Origin of the sequence: Shewanella sp. BC20, from assembly GCF_003129585.1 — a bacterium.
GTDB classification, from domain to species: Bacteria; Pseudomonadota; Gammaproteobacteria; order Enterobacterales; family Shewanellaceae; genus Shewanella; species Shewanella seohaensis.
The window spans coordinates 132532-149019 of record NZ_NHRI01000009.1; the positions used below are offsets into that span (position 1 = coordinate 132532).

Annotated in this window: 14 protein-coding genes; 9 read left to right on the forward strand and 5 right to left on the reverse strand. The window is 47.9% G+C overall.

The annotated features are described in order from the left end of the window. Positions 1-37: 37 nt before the first annotated feature. On the reverse strand, positions 38-997 hold the full coding sequence (locus CBX96_RS11265; RefSeq protein ID WP_086903545.1) for a LysR family transcriptional regulator: 960 nt from the start codon (positions 995-997) through the stop codon (positions 38-40). Positions 998-1112: 115 nt separating this feature from the next. Here CBX96_RS11265 and CBX96_RS11270 point away from each other — a divergent pair, with 115 nt between their 5' ends. Continuing rightward, positions 1113-2321 (forward strand): multidrug effflux MFS transporter, encoded by a 1209-nt coding sequence (locus tag CBX96_RS11270; RefSeq protein ID WP_109286750.1) that lies wholly within the window; start codon positions 1113-1115, stop codon positions 2319-2321. A gap of 70 nt (positions 2322-2391) precedes the next feature. Here CBX96_RS11270 and CBX96_RS11275 read toward each other — a convergent pair whose 3' ends face one another. Next, a complete protein-coding gene (locus CBX96_RS11275; RefSeq protein WP_109286751.1) occupies positions 2392-3231 on the reverse strand; it encodes a putative porin in 840 nt (279 codons plus the stop codon). 207 nt (positions 3232-3438) lie between these two features. Here CBX96_RS11275 and CBX96_RS11280 point away from each other — a divergent pair, with 207 nt between their 5' ends. After that, positions 3439-4041, forward strand: a complete 603-nt coding sequence (locus CBX96_RS11280; RefSeq protein ID WP_109286752.1) for a tRNA-uridine aminocarboxypropyltransferase — start codon at positions 3439-3441, stop codon at positions 4039-4041. A gap of 268 nt (positions 4042-4309) precedes the next feature. Here the strand turns inward: CBX96_RS11280 and CBX96_RS11285 are convergent, their stop codons facing one another. After that, positions 4310-6430: a bifunctional diguanylate cyclase/phosphodiesterase gene (locus CBX96_RS11285; protein WP_109286753.1), complete on the reverse strand. Its 2121-nt coding sequence runs from the start codon at positions 6428-6430 to the stop codon at positions 4310-4312. Between the two features lie 290 nt (positions 6431-6720). On the opposite strand from CBX96_RS11285, the gene CBX96_RS11290 reads away from it, so the two are divergent. The 6 genes from CBX96_RS11290 to CBX96_RS11315 all read left to right on the forward strand — a co-directional run bounded on the left by CBX96_RS11290 (position 6721) and on the right by CBX96_RS11315 (position 13066). Then, entirely contained in the window at positions 6721-7074 is a 354-nt protein-coding gene (locus tag CBX96_RS11290) for a hypothetical protein (protein ID WP_109286754.1), read from the forward strand. A 61-nt stretch (positions 7075-7135) separates the two neighbouring features. Continuing rightward, positions 7136-7774 carry a class I SAM-dependent methyltransferase gene (locus CBX96_RS11295; protein ID WP_109286755.1) on the forward strand — a complete coding sequence of 213 codons (639 nt, stop codon included), beginning with the start codon at positions 7136-7138 and terminating at the stop codon, positions 7772-7774. Positions 7775-8087: 313 nt separating this feature from the next. Further along, complete coding sequence (locus tag CBX96_RS11300) at positions 8088-8405, forward strand: hypothetical protein (protein ID WP_109286756.1); 318 nt, start codon at positions 8088-8090, stop codon at positions 8403-8405. 336 nt (positions 8406-8741) lie between these two features. Beyond that, complete coding sequence (locus CBX96_RS11305) at positions 8742-10139, forward strand: amidohydrolase (protein WP_109286757.1); 1398 nt, start codon at positions 8742-8744, stop codon at positions 10137-10139. Between the two features lie 138 nt (positions 10140-10277). After that, on the forward strand, positions 10278-11609 hold the full coding sequence (locus tag CBX96_RS11310) for a pitrilysin family protein (protein WP_011627539.1): 1332 nt from the start codon (positions 10278-10280) through the stop codon (positions 11607-11609). Further along, on the forward strand, positions 11606-13066 hold the full coding sequence (locus tag CBX96_RS11315; protein WP_109286758.1) for a pitrilysin family protein: 1461 nt from the start codon (positions 11606-11608) through the stop codon (positions 13064-13066). The genes CBX96_RS11310 and CBX96_RS11315 overlap by 4 nt, the downstream gene beginning before the upstream one ends. Before the next feature lie 102 nt (positions 13067-13168). Here CBX96_RS11315 and CBX96_RS11320 read toward each other — a convergent pair whose 3' ends face one another. After that, complete coding sequence (locus CBX96_RS11320; RefSeq protein WP_109286759.1) at positions 13169-15196, reverse strand: S9 family peptidase; 2028 nt, start codon at positions 15194-15196, stop codon at positions 13169-13171. A gap of 245 nt (positions 15197-15441) precedes the next feature. On the opposite strand from CBX96_RS11320, the gene CBX96_RS11325 reads away from it, so the two are divergent. Continuing rightward, positions 15442-15996, forward strand: coding sequence for a hypothetical protein (locus tag CBX96_RS11325; RefSeq protein WP_109286760.1), 555 nt, complete (start codon positions 15442-15444; stop codon positions 15994-15996). Positions 15997-16149: 153 nt separating this feature from the next. Here the strand turns inward: CBX96_RS11325 and CBX96_RS11330 are convergent, their stop codons facing one another. Continuing rightward, positions 16150-16470: a hypothetical protein gene (locus CBX96_RS11330; RefSeq protein ID WP_219930417.1), complete on the reverse strand. Its 321-nt coding sequence runs from the start codon at positions 16468-16470 to the stop codon at positions 16150-16152. Positions 16471-16488 lie beyond the last annotated feature (18 nt).

Sequence of the window (16488 nt, forward strand, 5' to 3'; positions counted from 1 at the left end):
ATACGCTTGTGCCCTGGGCTTTTTTATGGCTTTTATCCTAGGGTTGCATAAGCTTTTCAACACTTTGGCAGATGGTATCACGCATCCATTTATGGCCTTGGTCTTCATCGTTGCGCTGATGCCAGAGCAGCACATAGGCCATAGGAATAAATTCAAAGGGCAGAGGCAATAGCCTTAGTGGATACAGCTTGCATGCGTGCAGTGCAAAGCTTGAAGGCAAAGTGAAAATTAAATCACTGTGGGCGCAGATGCTGGCTGCGCCATAAAAATCGGGCACAGTCGTGCTGATTTTTCGCCTGTGGCCAAGGTCGGCCAGAAAGTAATCCAGCGCCCACCAATCACTCCCTTCACAACGAACTTGCACATGTGCCATATCCAAGTACAGGGATAAATCCCACTGGGGCGAGGTGAGTGCGGTCATCAAGGGATGATCTTGGCGCACCAAACACACTTGCCTGTCGGTAAACAGGGTTTGGCAGCTAATGCCATCTGGGAGCCTGTCCGTTTGCGAGTCCGACAGTGGGTGTAGATCCCGCCCCGAGATCCCAAAGTCAATTTGCCCCTGCTGCAAATCGTGCATCGATTTCTCGGTCCACACATAGGAGTCGAGCTTCAGATTTGGTGCAGTGCTTAACAATGGGCCGATAAAATAGGGAATTAAGGTTTCGTAAGCGCTTTCAACCATGGCAAAGGAAAACTGCCTGTTACTACTGGCCGGCGTAAACGTCGGTGGCTGAGTGAGTTGATATAAGTCCTGCAAAATATTCGGCAATTTAAGCCCAATATTGAGCGCATGTGCCGTGGGTTTTAGGCCGTGGGCAGTGCGCTGGAACAGGGGATCATCTAGAGTTTCTCGCAGACGATTCAAGCTCTTGCTCAATGCTGACTGGCTAATATGTAATCGGCTGGCTGCGCGGGTGACACTCTGCTCTTCGAGCAAAACCTTCAATATCACCAGTAGGTTGAGATCGATTCTGGCTAAGTTGTCGAGATTCATAGATATTCCTTAAAGGAAATTCACTTTGGAAATTATACCATTTCTGTTCATACCTTGAGTTATTTAAAATAGCGCCCACTGAAATACTTTTTACTGTTTAACCGAGATAAGTTTTATGCGGCGCAATCTGTTACCTATTTTGATGTCTTTGGTGCTACTTAGCCCTCTGGCAATTGATATTTACCTCCCTTCTATGCCCACTATGGCGGCAGAGTTCGCCGTGTCTGCCAGCGAAGTACAGTCCACCTTAGTACTGTTTTTATTTGCTATGGGTGTGGGACAGGTATTGATTGGCCCCTTGGCCGACCGTTATGGACGTCGCCCCGTGGCACTCTTTGGTGTGTTGTTCTATGGCGCGAGCAGTTTGCTCGCCGCAGCTGCGATTGAATTTCACTGGCTGCAACTTGCTCGCGTGCTGCAAGGGTTAGCGGCGTGTTCAACTTCGATTGTTGTCTTTAGTGCTGTGCGTGACTGTTATTCGCCGAAGGAAGGCGCCCGTATTTACAGTTACTTAAATGGTGCTATTTGCGTTATTCCCGCCTTGGCACCTACCCTTGGCGGACTCTTAGCCATGCAATTTGGCTGGCGCTCGACCTTTGTGTTTATGACCCTATACGCGATTTTGATGATGTTATTGGTGGGCTATCGTTTACCCGAGACCCGTCCGGCCAATACCGTTAGCACAGGCCCATTGTACCGTTGGAGTCGTTATAAGCCGGTGTTGAGCAATACCCATTTCTTGTTCTATGCCTTTGCTTGTATGTCAGCGATGGCGGCAATTTTAAGTTATGTGTCTTACTCTCCCGTGTGGCTTATCGGCCATTTAGGGGTGTCAGAGTTAGCTTTTAGTGGTTTGTTTGGTTTGAACGCTGTAGTCAATATTGTGGCCTGTTTTGCCGCGCCAGTGGTGATCCGCAAATTAGGCAACCGTCCAACCGCCATCCTTGCCTTAGTGCTACTGGTGCTCTCTGCGGTATTGATTATCGCAACGCAAGCCTTCGGCCCGAGTGTCGGCATGGCCGCCGCCTTTGCCTTTATGCTACCTATGATGCTGTTATGTATTGGTTTTGCGTTGTTGTTAGGCCCAGCGACCAGTATGGCACTGTCTGCCTTTGGCGAGCGGGCGGGTACCGCGACGGCGATGTTAGGTTTTATTCAGATGAGTGGTGCGTCTGTGGTGGCTGGCCTTGTGCAGCAAACAAACCTGACCGCACCCTATGCTGTGGCCTTAGTGATGGGAGTATTTTCTGTCGGGTTACTTTCAATGATGGCGCTCAGCCGCTTCGACCACTGGCACCAAGAGCAATTAGCCGCAGAGCATTAATTCGCCCTAAACGGCTAACCAAAAACACCCTTTGCCCGTAGCTTATTTGACCATAACTACGGGCATTTTTTTAGAAGCGGCCGTTGATGCCTAGAGCTAAAAACACGCCATCCTCATCGGGTTCGAAGGATTTAGAGGCGCGGGCAATAGCGCTGAATGAGTCAGTGAGTCGCCAGTGGTAGGCCGTGCTAATGCCATAGGGATCTGTATCTTCTTGAACGCTATAGTTAGCACCCACTGACCAAGCGCGAGTGAGATACCAATCTGCGGACAGCATGAGTACAGTGGCATTGTTGCTATCGCTCATATCGCCACCATAGGGGCTGTTTTTCACGCTGTAATCAGATTGGCTAAAAAATAGCTGTGCGGTTAAATCGACACCTGCGGTGGTTTGCAATGGCAGAAAACTGCGCAGACCAAGGTTAAAGGTGTCAAGGTCTGCGTTCGCTTTGGCACCAAAACCAATATCATAGTCTTTGTCATTTTTGCTATAGCCTAAGTACACACTCGAGGTGGAATTGAAGTAATAACCCACTGAGACGCCATAGGTATCACTGTCAAATAAGTCTGCACCAAGATTTTGGTAATTCGCGCCTATAAACCATTTCGAGGCAAACACGTATTGACCATTCACCCCATAAGCATCTAAATCACCTTCGAAACCCGCATAGTTAGCACCCAAATTCGATGTTTGTGCTAAAAATCCGCTAAGTGCATAGGGAACATTATCTTGGCTAACGGGGGTGAAGTAATAGCGATAATTAGTATTCCAGATGCCATCGTCGAATGCTTCACTTGAGCCTGCATACTCAAGTGATGCATCGTGTTGATAGGTGTTATCTGTTGCAGCGAAGGTTGTGGTGCTGGTAAGGGCAAATAATAGCGCGAGATTGATTCGATTAATGAGCATTGCTGTTCCTTTTGTTATTAATGACGAATAACTGCCTCACCATAGCCATAGAGAGAGGCGTTATCAGCCGTTACGTCCTAGTGAGCGAAAGATACACTTTGTTAATAAGATGTCAATAATGCTTTTGATTCAATAACTAAACAGAATGTCATGCTGAGAGAGTTGAGCTGTTATACTGCTGGATAAACGTTTTATAGAGAGTTTGCTTTGAGTCGCCACTATTGTCCTATTTGCTGTTATCCGATGAATGCGTGCCTCTGCGCCCATGTGCAGCCGATACAGCCGCAAACGCAGCTAGTGATATTGCAGCATCCCTCGGAAGTCGAGCATAAAAAGAATAGCGTCAAGGTGTTAAGTCTAGTGATACCCAATACCCAAGTGTATGTGGGGGAGACTGAAGCGGATTTTGCCTTATTGCGCGAACAATTGATGAATGGTGAACGCCCGGTCTATCTTGTGTATCCCTCTGAGCAGAGTGTGAGTGTCGAACAACAGAAGCTTTGCGCCGATTGTGTACTGTTGTTGATCGATGGCACCTGGCGCAAAGCCTTTAAAATCTTGCAGCTCAATCCATGGTTAGCCCAATTACCGGCGGTGCACTTGGCCGAAGGTTATGCATCAAGATACAAAATCCGCAAATCGAGTCGCAGTGACAGTTTATCAACCTTAGAGGCGAGTGCTTATATGCTAAAAGCACTCGAGCCGGATTTAGATGTGTCTCCTCTATTGAATGCCTTCGATGCAATGGTGGAGATGCGTATTCGGGCTATGCCAGCTCAGGTAAGGTTGCGTTATCAGGGCGGAAAGTAAGTGTTTTTAAATTCTTACGTTTTTGAGACCCCGTACGAATTAAAATAGTTAAAATCTTATTCAGATCACGCTAACGTAACGTAAAACAAGGTTTAATAGCGGTGATTCATTTGCAGCGCAAATGATGAGATAGCTTTGCCAGCCAATTGCTTTGCAGGGGAGTGATTCCATTCTTTATGGTGTGCTGGCAGGGCTATCGAGCCAATGAGTCAATTCGTAAAAATCCACCCCATAGAACAGTCAATTATCATCACCTTGCAGCTCAACCTTAAGCGATACGCCTTTCGGCTAAAAAGGCATGAGTAAACTGCTCAACCGAACAGGGGTAGCCGAACAAAAAGCCCTGGCCAAATCCTTGTCCCATATGGGTTATGATATCTTTTTGCTGCTGTGTTTCAATGCCTTCTGCCACAAAGTGAATGTCGAGAGCTTGTGCTAATTGCACTATGGCATGGCAAAGTTTTTGCCCCGAGTCATCTTGTAAACGTAGGGCAAACTCGGCATCAATTTTGACACAGTCAATCGGTAAGGTCCCTAAACGACTGAGTGACGAGAGACCCGTACCAAAGTCGTCAATGGCGATGCTGGCACCTAAGGCTTTGATGCGCTCAAGGGTTTGGCGAGCCAATTCGGGTTGACGTAACAGCGCTGACTCAGTGATTTCTAGAATCAGCGCTTCCGCGGGCAGGGCGACCATTTCTAGGGCGTTAATCACTTGGCCGACAAAATCCACATGCTCCAGTTGTAAGGGCGATACGTTAACCGACACTTTAAAATCGGGCTGATAACTTGCGCGCCATATGGCGGCCTGTTTACAGGCTTGTTCCAGTGCCCATTGCCCAATGGTAATAATCAGCCCTGTTTCCTCGAGTAAAGGGACGAACTCGGCCGCTTCAAAATGCTCACTTGGAGATTTATGCCAGCGCAACAGCGCCTCGGCACCTATGGGCTTATTGGTGTGTAAATCCACAATTGCTTGATAGGCGAGGTCAAACTGTTTAAGGCTATGGGCATGCCTTAGATTGTTGATAAGCTTTAATTTAAGCTCGGCAGCCTGGCTCATCGCCTTGTCATAAAAGACTAAGTGCGGCTGATTTTTCTTCGCGCTATACATGGCGGTATCGGCCAAGCTAATCAGCTGCCCCGCTTGATTGCTGTGGGTTGGGAACAGCGCGATACCAATACTGGTACCGAGGAAGAACTTTTGTCCTTCGATTTCAAATGGACTGTCGAACAGACTCAGTATTTGCTCGGCAAACAGATTAATTTCTTCCTTACAACTGCAGTCTTGCAACACTAAGGTAAACTCATCGCCCCCCATACGGGCGATATCGGCCTTCTCAATGCAGCCTACTTCTAAACGCGCGGCCACCAGTTGCAATACCCTGTCACCCATGGAATGACCAAAGCTGTCATTGATGTTCTTAAAACCATTGAGGTCTAAAAACATCAGTGCGCCGAGGGCGGAAGGATCATCCTTCAGTTTTTCGAGGGCACTATTGAGTATTTGCTTGAGATGAAAACGGTTCGGCAACCCCGTTAATGTGTCGTACATGGCGCGGGTGGTGAGCTGCGTTTCGAGCAGTTTTTTGGTGCTGATATCGCTGAAAATATTCACATGATACAGGGCATTATCATCGGTCTCGATTCGGCGACTGCTCTGCCATGCGGGAAAGTGGCTTCCGTTAGATCGCTGTTTAAGCGTCTCACCATGCCAAAATCCCCGCTGTTTGAGAGCTGCTTGGCAATCGGTTTGTTGCCCTGGCGGCAGGAGTTTGGCCTCTAAAAACTCTGGTATTTTGCCGATCAATTGTTCGGCACTGTAACCACAGATACGGCACATTGCTTTATTCACGGCCAATATGCGATTGTCAGCATCGGTGATATATACAGCTTCGGCACTCTCTTCAAGTGTGGTCGCCATAATTTCCCGTGGGATATGGGCAAAGCCATCGGAGAGCGACGGCCGAACTTGAGTTCGACGGTTGAGGGCTTGTAGCTCAACGAGCACCACGGCTTGCTGTTGCAAATCACAGCGGTAGAGTCTTACCTTGGTGGGGAGTTCTTGACCTTGTTGGTTTAGGTGGAGCCAACTAAATTCAACATGGTTCCCCGATATAGCCTCAAGAATCATTTCCCGTGCAAATTCAACGCTATTGCGTCCAGAGGATTGGATCCTAGGTGAAAAGTCATAGGGAGTGAAATTCACAAAGGCATCGTATTCAGCGCCAAAGTAGTTGAGGGTGGCACTATTTGCACTAATAAAACTAAAGCCTTGGATCAGGGCGAGGGGAGTCTGGTGCGGTTCGGCCTGCCAGCATAACAGCTTTCCTTGTAATGCTGGGTCATCAGTACTGAGTTTATTGAGCAAGTGTTGCCATCTGATCATTTAGGATACTCCCTTGTGACACAAATTAAGGTCACATCCTATAGCTAGGTACTTCGTTTATAACGAAATTAATTCGAATAGTACATCATTCCAGCGAGGTTAAAATAAACCTAATCGAGGTTTTGCTCAAATAACAACTAAAAACTGACAGTCTAAGGTAGCTGATTTTCAGTGTCTTACATGAAAATCATTCTAACTCATCACTGCAAAATACGGTTTTATGCTATGTTTTGCCCTGAATACCCAGTTTGCCGTGTCAATCAGCCGAGGAAGGACTCTAAGGAATTAGGATGCAAAAACTTATCCCCACTATCGCATTAAGTGTCGTTGTTGGCCTAGTATTGCCTACCGCGCACGCGGTTGAACAGCCGAAACCACGGCTGACCTTAGAGCAACGGGCCGATAAGGCGCGCATCGACTCGCAGCGTATCGAGCAGGCGCAGCTTGAAAAGGCCCGCCGAGCCGCCCAAGAAACCTCGGCACGGGAAGAAAAAATCCGCCAACAGTCCAATCCGCAGGATTGGGAAGCCCAACAAAAGCTTAAGGCTCAAAAGCAGTTCGATGAAAGGGAAAGCCGCGAGCAAAAATATCTGCAAGAAGCCAAGGAAGCGGCCGCCAAAGAGCGTAAAATCCCCAAACCTTAGTTATTTTTTACACTAAGGGCAATATTCACCGTTTGCCCTTTGATTCTGCTAGGAATTGCCGTTGAACACCTGCCCCCTTTGCCACAGTGCCAATTTAGTGGCTTACCACCAAGATAAACGCCGTCGTTACCAACAGTGCCAGCAGTGTGCCTTGGTGAGCGTGCCTGCCGAATTTTATCTGAGTCCTGAAGCCGAAAAGGCTGAATACGATAAGCACGAGAATCACCCGCAGGATCTTGGTTATCAGCAGTTTCTAGACAGAACCCTCGCCCCCTTGTTGAGCCGCTTTGCGCCAACGGCATTGGGGCTCGATTTTGGGTGTGGTGAGGGCAAGGCGTTGAGTCTACTGGCGCAAACGCGGGGTTATCGGGTCGAAAACTACGATCTCTATTACGCTAACCACCCCGAGTTACTCACGCGGCAATACGATTTCATTACCCTAACAGAGGTCATTGAGCATGTGAGCGATGCCGATGCGTTACTGACCTTATTAAATTCCTTGCTCAAACCCAAGGGCATTTTGGCCGTAATGACGAAGCGAGTGCTCAATCCCACGGCCTTTAGCACTTGGCATTATAAAAATGATCCCACCCATATTAACTTTTACTCCGAAGCCACCTTTCAATGGCTCGCCGAGCATTACGGCTGGCAACTGGAAATCATCGACAAAGACGTGGTTTTTTTGCATAGAGCGAGCTAATCGAATGGATTTATATACTTGATTAGGTTTTGTCGAGGGCTAGTAATTAGTAAATGACTCGTCTAGGCAGATCGAGTTAGGTTAAGCAGTATAATCCTGTCTTTACTTCGCTATGATTGAATACTGTTATACTCCTCGATTTGCTTGAGCGCGAGTGATATAAAACCATTTCCAAAGTGTGTGCATACCTAATGGAAAATCTAAATAATGCAGATAATTTACTGTATAAAAGTAGTTCTTTATGCCTGTTTCTACAGAAATAATGCACTAAAAGTGTATAAACTCTAATAAATCTTAAGTGAATGGAGTCGCTATGAAGTATTTACAAATATTTGGTAATGCCATTCCTGTATTACTGGTTGCATTTGCATATTATCTTTTTCATGATCTTGAGCCTAATACACCTAAGTATGCAGGCGCTTCCGTATTTCTACTTTGGGTTGTTGTTGCGTTTTTTGCGATATCCTTTGTATTTTTATTTATTGTACCTAGTTCATGTATTTTGCTAAAAGTTGATAATAGGGAGTATTTTGGTTTCAAGTCAGTTGGATGGATTTCAGTGTTAGTTATAAATTGGCTTTTGATCGGGTTTTATTCTTTATGTGTACTAGTATGCGTACTTACAAGTTAATACGAGTTTGTCTAATAAACTATTGAGTAAGAACTAAATGTTGCTAGCAGCTTTTGCTGTGTTAAGTGGCTTTTTAAACATACCTAGACAATTGATTACATGTTAATGGTAGTTCCCCTCTAGGGTATTTAGCTTTAAATTTAAGTGTGAACCGTACTCAATTCAGTTCATGCCCGCCATTTTCCTGTGACATTCCATATGAATAGCTTAAAACGGTTCTTGGCGGGTGACTCTATACATCCACCGCGTAATGTCTCCTTACTATTAAATCTATTAACAATTTCTCTATGTCCGTGTAGTTTAGATAGCTTATAAAAACAACAATAGGTTATCGCTATGACTGTACTCTCGGTATCGCGCGCTTTATCAACACCCTCTGTTGCTACATCCTGTGCACCTTATTCCCGTTCACTCGGTGTGAGCACATCAAAACTGACCAAGAGCTTACTCGCTTCCATCGTCACCTTGAGCTTAATGGGCGCAGGGCTAAGTTCTGCTTATGCGGCGCAGCCCGACGCGGCCAAGTTAGCGGCGGGTGTGGAGCAAAAGGTGATCGACTGGCGCCGTGATTTGCACCAGCATCCTGAGTTATCTAACCGTGAGTTTCGCACTAGCAAGATTATCGAAAAGCATCTGAAATCCCTCGGATTAGAAGTACAGACGGGCATTGCCCATACTGGCGTTGTAGGCATCTTAAAGGGCGGTAAACCCGGTCCCTTGATTGCGATCCGCGCCGATATGGATGCTTTGCCCGTGACCGAAGTGGTCGATGTGCCCTTTGTCTCCAAAGCGACAGATACCTATCGCGGTCAAACCGTAGGGGTGATGCATGCCTGCGGTCACGATACCCATGTGGCTATGTTAATGGGCGTGGCCGAGAATTTAGTGAAAGTGAAAGATAGTCTTGCTGGCGATGTGATGTTTATCTTCCAACCCGCCGAAGAAGGTGCGCCTGATGGCGAAGAAGGCGGCGCGGAATTAATGCTAAAACAAGGGCTGTTTGCCAAGCGCAAACCCGACCAAGTGTTTGGCATGCATGTGACCTCGAGTATGCCAAGCGGCATGATTGGGGTGCGTAGCGGCCCTGCCATGGCGAGTGAAGATTCCTTTACAATCAAAGTGAAAGGTCGTCAAACCCATGGTTCTCGCCCCTGGAATGGCGTCGACCCTATCGTCGCCGCGGCGCAAATTATTACCAATGTGCAAACCATTGTCAGTCGTCAGGTGGATATTACCAAAGCACCTGCCGTGGTGAGTTTTGGCGCAGTAAATGGCGGCATTCGCTCGAATATTATTCCCGATGAAGTGGAGCTGATTGGCACCATCCGTACATTCGATCAACCTATGCGCGCCGATATTAAGGTGCGCTTGGCCGAAATCGCCGAGTTATCGGCAAAAACCTTAGGCGCCACCGCGACAACCGAAATCCATCAAGGTTATCCCGTGGTGGTGAATAATCCTGAATTGGTCGCCAGTATGCGCCCAGTGCTTGCCAGTGTGGTCGGCGATAAGATGCTGATTGAGCCAGGATTAATCACAGGTGCCGAGGACTTTTCCTTCTATGCCCTAGAGTCACCTGGGATGTTTTTCTTCCTCGGGGTAACACCCAAAGGCACAGATCCTGAAACGGCGGCCAGTAACCATTCTCCCGCCTTCTATGTGGATGAAAGTGCGTTAAAAGTTGGTGTTGAGGCCATGACCAAGGTTGCCCTTACGGCACTTAAGGCGCAATAAACCGCTTAAGCCTTATTCCGTCAGCTTTTCGGTATAACTTGAGCTTACAAAAAAATCGGCGTGGGAAGGACTTCCCACGCTTGATTTGCTAGGCAATTTGCCTTCATATGTGGATTTTTACAGCAAGGAGCGAACAAGATGAAGCGCACGCTATCGGCGCTGGTGTTGGCGATGGGACTCTTTAATCCCTTAAGCCAAGCACAGGCCACAACGGCAGAAGACATCAAGAGTTTTACGCTAGCCAACGGCATGAAAATCATGGTGCTAGAGGACTCTTCTATTCCCAATGCCAACATGTATCTGTTTTGGAAAGTCGGTTCCCGCAACGAAGTCCCGGGGATTACCGGTATCTCACACTTTTTCGAACATATGATGTTTAACGGCTCGAAAAAATACGGCCCTAAGATGTTCGACCGTACCATGGAAGCTGCGGGCGGGGCTAACAATGCCTACACCACAGAGGATATGACGGTTTACACCGACTGGTTCCCAGCCAATGCGCTAGAAACCATGTTTGACCTCGAGGCCGACCGTATCGCCAACTTAGATATCAATCCCGATATGGTGGAAAGCGAGCGTGGCGTAGTGCAGTCGGAGCGTTCGACTGGGCTTGAAAACTCCAACTGGAATACCCTCGAAGGCGAAGTTAAAGGCGTGGCCTTTTTAGCGCACCCTTACTCTTGGTCTGTGATTGGCCATGAGTCGGATATTGCCGCTTGGACCTTAGAAGATTTAGTGCAATACCATAAAACCTACTATGCGCCGAACAATGCGGTCGTAGTAATTGCCGGAGATGTAAAACTGGCTCAAGTTAAGGCATTGGCAGATAAGTATTTTGCGCCCATTCCTGCACAAACACCGCCTAAAGCTGTGCGTACCGTCGAGCCTTTGCAAAAGGGTGAGCGCCGTACTTTCGTTCAAAAGGCGTCGGTCAGTACACCTAACGTGATGTTGGCGTACCATGTGCCAGCGGCGACCCATGCCGATTATTATGCCTTGGATCTGCTCAGCTCTATCCTAAGCCAAGGTAATAGCTCGCGTTTATATCAAGCGCTGGTGGATAAGCAAGTCGCGCTCGAAGCCGAGACCTATATGCCGATGTCGGTCGATCCTAACCTGTTCTATGTGATGGGCGTAGCCACGCCTGAAGTGAATGCTAACACCTTAGAGCGCGCGCTGATCGAACAAATTAATAGCATCGCGACCAATGGCGTGACTCAGCAAGAGCTAGATAAAGTCAAAAATATCAAGTTGATGGACTTTTATCGTGCGATGGAAACCATCAATGGCAAGGCCAACACCATAGGCACCTATGAAATGTATTTTGGTAGCTACGATAAATTATTTAATGCGCCAGAGGCCTATAACAAGGTAACGCCTGCGGATATCCAACGTGTTGCCCAAACCTATTTACGCAAATCGAATCGCACTGTTGCGGTATTGGCGGCAAACGAGGAGTCGGATCAATGAAATTCTCCTTTGTTAAATCATCCTTTATAAAATCATCTCTGCAGCCGACTAAGTTAATGGTCGCATTAGCCCTAGGCACTAGCTTAGCCTTATCCGGCTGCGCCACCACGGCACCCAAACGCGTCGATACTGGCAGCTTTGCCATGCCAAGTTACGACAAGTTAGTGCTAGATAATGGCCTAACCGTGTATTTAATGCCACAGCGCGAAGTGCCGTTAATCACTCTAAACGCGGTCGTGCGTGCTGGGGCGGTAAACGACACCACAGCGGGTATCGCCCAAATGACCGCCGAGGGTTTACTCCTTGGTGCGGCGGGTAAATCCAAGGCCGAGATTGAGCAGCAAGTGGATTTTCTTGGCGCTAGCTTAGGGGCTGAAGCCGACAAAGAAGGCAGTTATCTGGCCGCCGATTTTATGGCAAAAGATACCGATGTGATGCTCGACCTATTCAGCGCCGCGCTATTAAGCCCAGACTTTGATTCGGCCGAGTTCGACAAGCTTAAGCAGCGTGCCATTGCGGGTTTACAGCAGGATAAAGAAAGCCCGCGCGCCGTGATTGGTCGCTACTTCGATAAATTGGTGTTCGGTGCTCATCCTTACGGTAATGCTTCATCGGGTAATCGCGAGTCACTTGAGCAAGTCACAGTGTCGCAGCTGCGCGCCTTCCATAAGAGCTACTATCAACCCGCCAATACCGCATTAACTGTGGTGGGGGATTTTGATGTGGCAGCGATGAAGGCCAAGCTAACCCAGACTTTTGGTCAATGGAAAGGCAGCGAAAAACTCGTTCAACCCGACTTAAACCAAGGTTTACCTAAGTTAACTGAGGCCAAAGTGCTGCTGGTGGATAAGCCAGATGCGATGGAAACCACCTTTGTTATCGGTGGGTTAGGCATTAGCCGTGATAACCCAGACTATGTGGGGCTAACGGTAGTGAACACCATTTTAGGTGGTCGTTTTACCTCTTGGCTGAACGATGAACTGCGGGTGAATGCGGGGCTAACCTATGGCGCGCGCTCCGGTTTTAGTCCTTATACCGACTCTGGCGTGTTTACCATTAGCACCTTCACTAAGACGGAAACCACTCAAGAAGCGATTGATTTGGCTCTGAAAACCTATGCTCGTTTATGGGAAAAAGGCGTTGACCAAGCGACTCTTGATTCGGCTAAGGCCTATGTTAAAGGTCAGTTTCCGCCTAAGTTTGAAACCTCGGGCCAATTGGCTGGACTCTTATCTGGCATGTATCTCTACGGCTTCGATGATAAGTTTATCAATGAGTTCCAAGCTAAAGTGGACGGCTTAACCTTAGAAGAAACCCAAAGGTTAGTAAAAACTTACTTCCCACAAAAAGACCTGCAGTTTGTGCTGATTGGTAATGCTAGCAAGATAGCGCCTATCGCGGCCAAGTATGGCCAAGTGCAAACCGTTGATATTAATGCGGTGGGTTTTGGTCAATAACCTCTGGCGTTAGTGTATTTCGCCCAATAAAAAGGTCTGCATAGTGCAGACCTTTTGTTTTTCTGTTCTAGGTTCTAGGTTCTAGGTTCTAGGTTCTAGGTGTTATTGCGCACCGGGCTTAGCGTAATGGGTCATCCAATCCTTCACTTGGTTATACCAATAGATGGAGTTGTTGGGTTTCATGATCCAATGGTTTTCATCGGGAAAATAAATCATCCGCGATTCGACATTACGGGTTTGCAGGGTGCGGAACAGCTCAAAACCTTGGCCGACAGGCACACGATAATCGAGTTGCCCATGGCTGACTAAGGTTGGAGTGTTAAAGTTGGCGGCAAAGTAATGGGGCGAAATGGATTTATACAGCTCAGGATTATCCCAGTAGTTACCAAAGCGGGTGCTGTGGACGGCAAAGTCGGCCGACATTTGTGAGTACATGTCGTACACCGCTGCGTGGATTAGCAGCGCCTTGAAGGGATGCGGCTGACCTAAAATAATCGAGGTTAAGTAGCCGCCATAGCTGGCACCACCGGCAACCATACGATCGCTATCAATCCAACTTTGTTGCTTAAACCAGTCTGCGGCTTTGAGCACATCTTCGAGGGATTTGTTTTTCCAATCTGGGTTAATAGCATCGGCAAACTCTTGTCCGAAGCCGCTAGAGCCGTGGAAGTTTGGCCAAGCGGTGACATAACCCCAAGAGGCGAAGGTTTGCGCGTTCCAGCGGAAGTGGAAACCATCGCTAATGGCGTTGTGTGGGCCGCCGTGGATCAACATAAACAGCGGGTACTTCTTGCTGCGATCGAACCCAGGTGGATAGTGAACCCACATTTGAATGTCTTGGCCCTGGTAACCCTTGTAGGTGACCGACTCATAGGTGCCTAAATCGACATCCTTTAAAATCTCGTCGTTAAACTGCTCTAAACGCTCGGTTTTACCATTGCGAGGCTTGATGCTGACTAAACGCGCGGGATACAAAAAGCTCTGATTGGTCGCAATCAACTGGCCATCTTTAGCGATAGCAGGTTGGCTAAAGTCGGTGGCTTGAGTGATGGCCTTGGCCTTACCGCTCTTGGCATCGATATGATAAATACGGTTTGTCGCTGCATCATCAATGCTGGCATAGAAGCCCTTGCTGTCGGGTGTCCACTCGAATTGAGACACTGAGCGATCCCAATCCGCGGTGAGCGTGGTGAGTTTGCGACTGCTCACATCCAGCAGCATCAACCTTGCGGTATCGGCATAAAATCCGGGGATTTTTTGCCGAGTAAAGGCGAGGGTTTTGCCGTTAGGGCTAAATGTTGGATTCAGATCCGGCGCTGGGTTATCTGGAGTGATGTTTTCAGCCTTGCTGCCGCCAATGGTGGCGAGGAACAAATCTAACTTAGGGTCGACGCGATTATCCGAACCATAGGCGCTAAAGGCGATTAAGCGTTCATCGGGGGAAATATCATAACTTGAGCTGCTTTGGCTTGAGCGTGGCAGTTCATGGCCTAAAGGCTGAGTCACGGCTTCAACCGCGCCGCCTGTGGCTGGGATCCTAAATACATGGGCCTGACGGCGCTCATCTAACCAATGATCGAACTGCGAATAGGGCAGCGCATTCCACTGGCGGGCGGAGACTTTATTATCTTTGTCTGTTTTAAGCTGGGCCTTCATTTGCTCCCAATTCTGCTCAGGAAAGATATTGCTGATAAAATACAAATGCTTGCCAACCCACTTGATGCCATTGACGCCGGTGGGGATATCCGTGAGTTTGCTGGCTTCACCCGGGCCATCCATAGGTAACAGGTAAATTTGGCCCGCGTCGTCATCGTTACGTTCGCTGATAAAGGCCAAGGTTTTGCCGTCTGGCGAAAATACTGGCTCGCTGACTTTTAAGCCTTTGGCGGTAATCGCACGGTTATTTTTACCTTCACCGTCGAAGCGCCACAGTTGGGTTGAGCCCTTGTCTTCCTTAAGGTCGTATTCAGTCACTGGCGCAATAATGTGCTCGCCCGTGGAGGACACCACTGGGCTACCTATGCGTTTGAGTTGCCAAAGTAATTCAACTGAGAGTGGTTTGCTGGCTTCTGCAAATGCCGTACTGAGGGGCATTAGCAGACTCAGCAGTATGATTCCTGCCTTCTTCACTAGATGTCTCCTTATCATTCAGAGTGTTATCGTTATTTTTCCCCATTAAACCCCAAAGTATAAAAACCGAGCATGAAATCAAGCTGAGTCTGTGAAGGTTGAGGCGGACTTTTATGTAAGTAACTGTAACCACTGGCCACATTTTGATGACTAGATATGACAGGCATGGCGCAAACTGTCGTAGCGTATTTGTGGCTAACGGGTTTTAACGCTAATGTATTGGGAGATTGAAATAGGACTCGAATATGGCGTTAATCATCCCGCAAAAACTGGGCAAGCTATTGATCAAAAATGTATTGATACTCGCCTTAGGCTGTTTAGCTCTCTTTCCTGCGCAAGCCGCTAAGATCAGTTTTAAAGCCTTTTGTCCACAAATGGTGGGGCAGTGGCAGGGCAATGCCGCTAAAGTGGGGGAAATCCCGAAGCAAGTCATAGTCAACGGCTTTTGCTCCCATGATCAGCGGCAGTTGATCCTCTCCGTAAGTGTCGGTACGCGCGCTCCCTACAGCGAGACATGGTGGTTTAGGGAGCAGGGCGAGCAAGTACTGTTAACCTACTACGACGGTGTCTCGCAGGAAAAGCAGCAACTCTTTAGTTTATATCAACAAAATGGCGATTATTCCCTGCTGGGAGAGGGAGTCGTGAATGCGCGCGCCGCCTTAATCCAACTGTTATTCGAAACTAAATCGCCCCAAGGCGCATGGCAGTGGACGCAAAATATCCAATATTTAGACGATGATATAGACCGCTATCAGCTCTTTCGTGGGATAGAGATGACGCCTGTCGCACCATCTTATTAAGCCGACTTATTCATGCTCGACAATACGCAACTCACTTTGGGGACAAAAGCTTGATAGATCTTTTGCTCTAACTCGCCAGTTTCGGATTAAAATTTATATGGGTTAACGCCCACAACAGGGGCGGAACGTAGTTTGGTCCCTTGCTTGTGCTTGTTATGCCAGTTGTCGGAGCCAGTCATTAAACCAATCCTTCGGCATTTGCTCTGCCTCAAAGTCATTATCCCGTAGCTCTTCAAGAGTATATGTATTTGCTAAAAAGAGATCCCACTGTGTTTCCACATCCGTGAGGATAGGGAGCAAACCCTCTATTTCTGGTTCAGCATCAACATCTAGATACTGACACCAGAACCGATCACACCATTCTGCAATCTGCTTGTGCGAGTATGGCGATGCCTCTGGATTTGCGCCCCAAGTAAGCATCTTTAATACGGACTCTCGCGTAAACGGCAGTTCTACTGGAGCACTTGGCTTCATTGTTCGGGGCACCTACTC

Bases quoted from the DNA above. Each gene is read 5' to 3' on its own strand.
- CBX96_RS11265 (WP_086903545.1), bottom strand. From the start codon at position 997: ATGAATCTCGACAACTTAGCCAGAATCGATCTCAACCTACTGGTGATA.
- CBX96_RS11270 (WP_109286750.1), top strand. From the start codon at position 1,113: ATGCGGCGCAATCTGTTACCTATTTTGATGTCTTTGGTGCTACTTAGC.
- CBX96_RS11275 (WP_109286751.1), bottom strand. From the start codon at position 3,231: ATGCTCATTAATCGAATCAATCTCGCGCTATTATTTGCCCTTACCAGC.
- CBX96_RS11285 (WP_109286753.1), bottom strand. From the start codon at position 6,430: ATGATCAGATGGCAACACTTGCTCAATAAACTCAGTACTGATGACCCA.
- CBX96_RS11290 (WP_109286754.1), top strand. From the start codon at position 6,721: ATGCAAAAACTTATCCCCACTATCGCATTAAGTGTCGTTGTTGGCCTA.
- CBX96_RS11300 (WP_109286756.1), top strand. From the start codon at position 8,088: ATGAAGTATTTACAAATATTTGGTAATGCCATTCCTGTATTACTGGTT.
- CBX96_RS11305 (WP_109286757.1), top strand. From the start codon at position 8,742: ATGACTGTACTCTCGGTATCGCGCGCTTTATCAACACCCTCTGTTGCT.
- CBX96_RS11310 (WP_011627539.1), top strand. From the start codon at position 10,278: ATGAAGCGCACGCTATCGGCGCTGGTGTTGGCGATGGGACTCTTTAAT.
- CBX96_RS11315 (WP_109286758.1), top strand. From the start codon at position 11,606: ATGAAATTCTCCTTTGTTAAATCATCCTTTATAAAATCATCTCTGCAG.
- CBX96_RS11325 (WP_109286760.1), top strand. From the start codon at position 15,442: ATGGCGTTAATCATCCCGCAAAAACTGGGCAAGCTATTGATCAAAAAT.
- CBX96_RS11330 (WP_219930417.1), bottom strand. From the start codon at position 16,470: ATGAAGCCAAGTGCTCCAGTAGAACTGCCGTTTACGCGAGAGTCCGTA.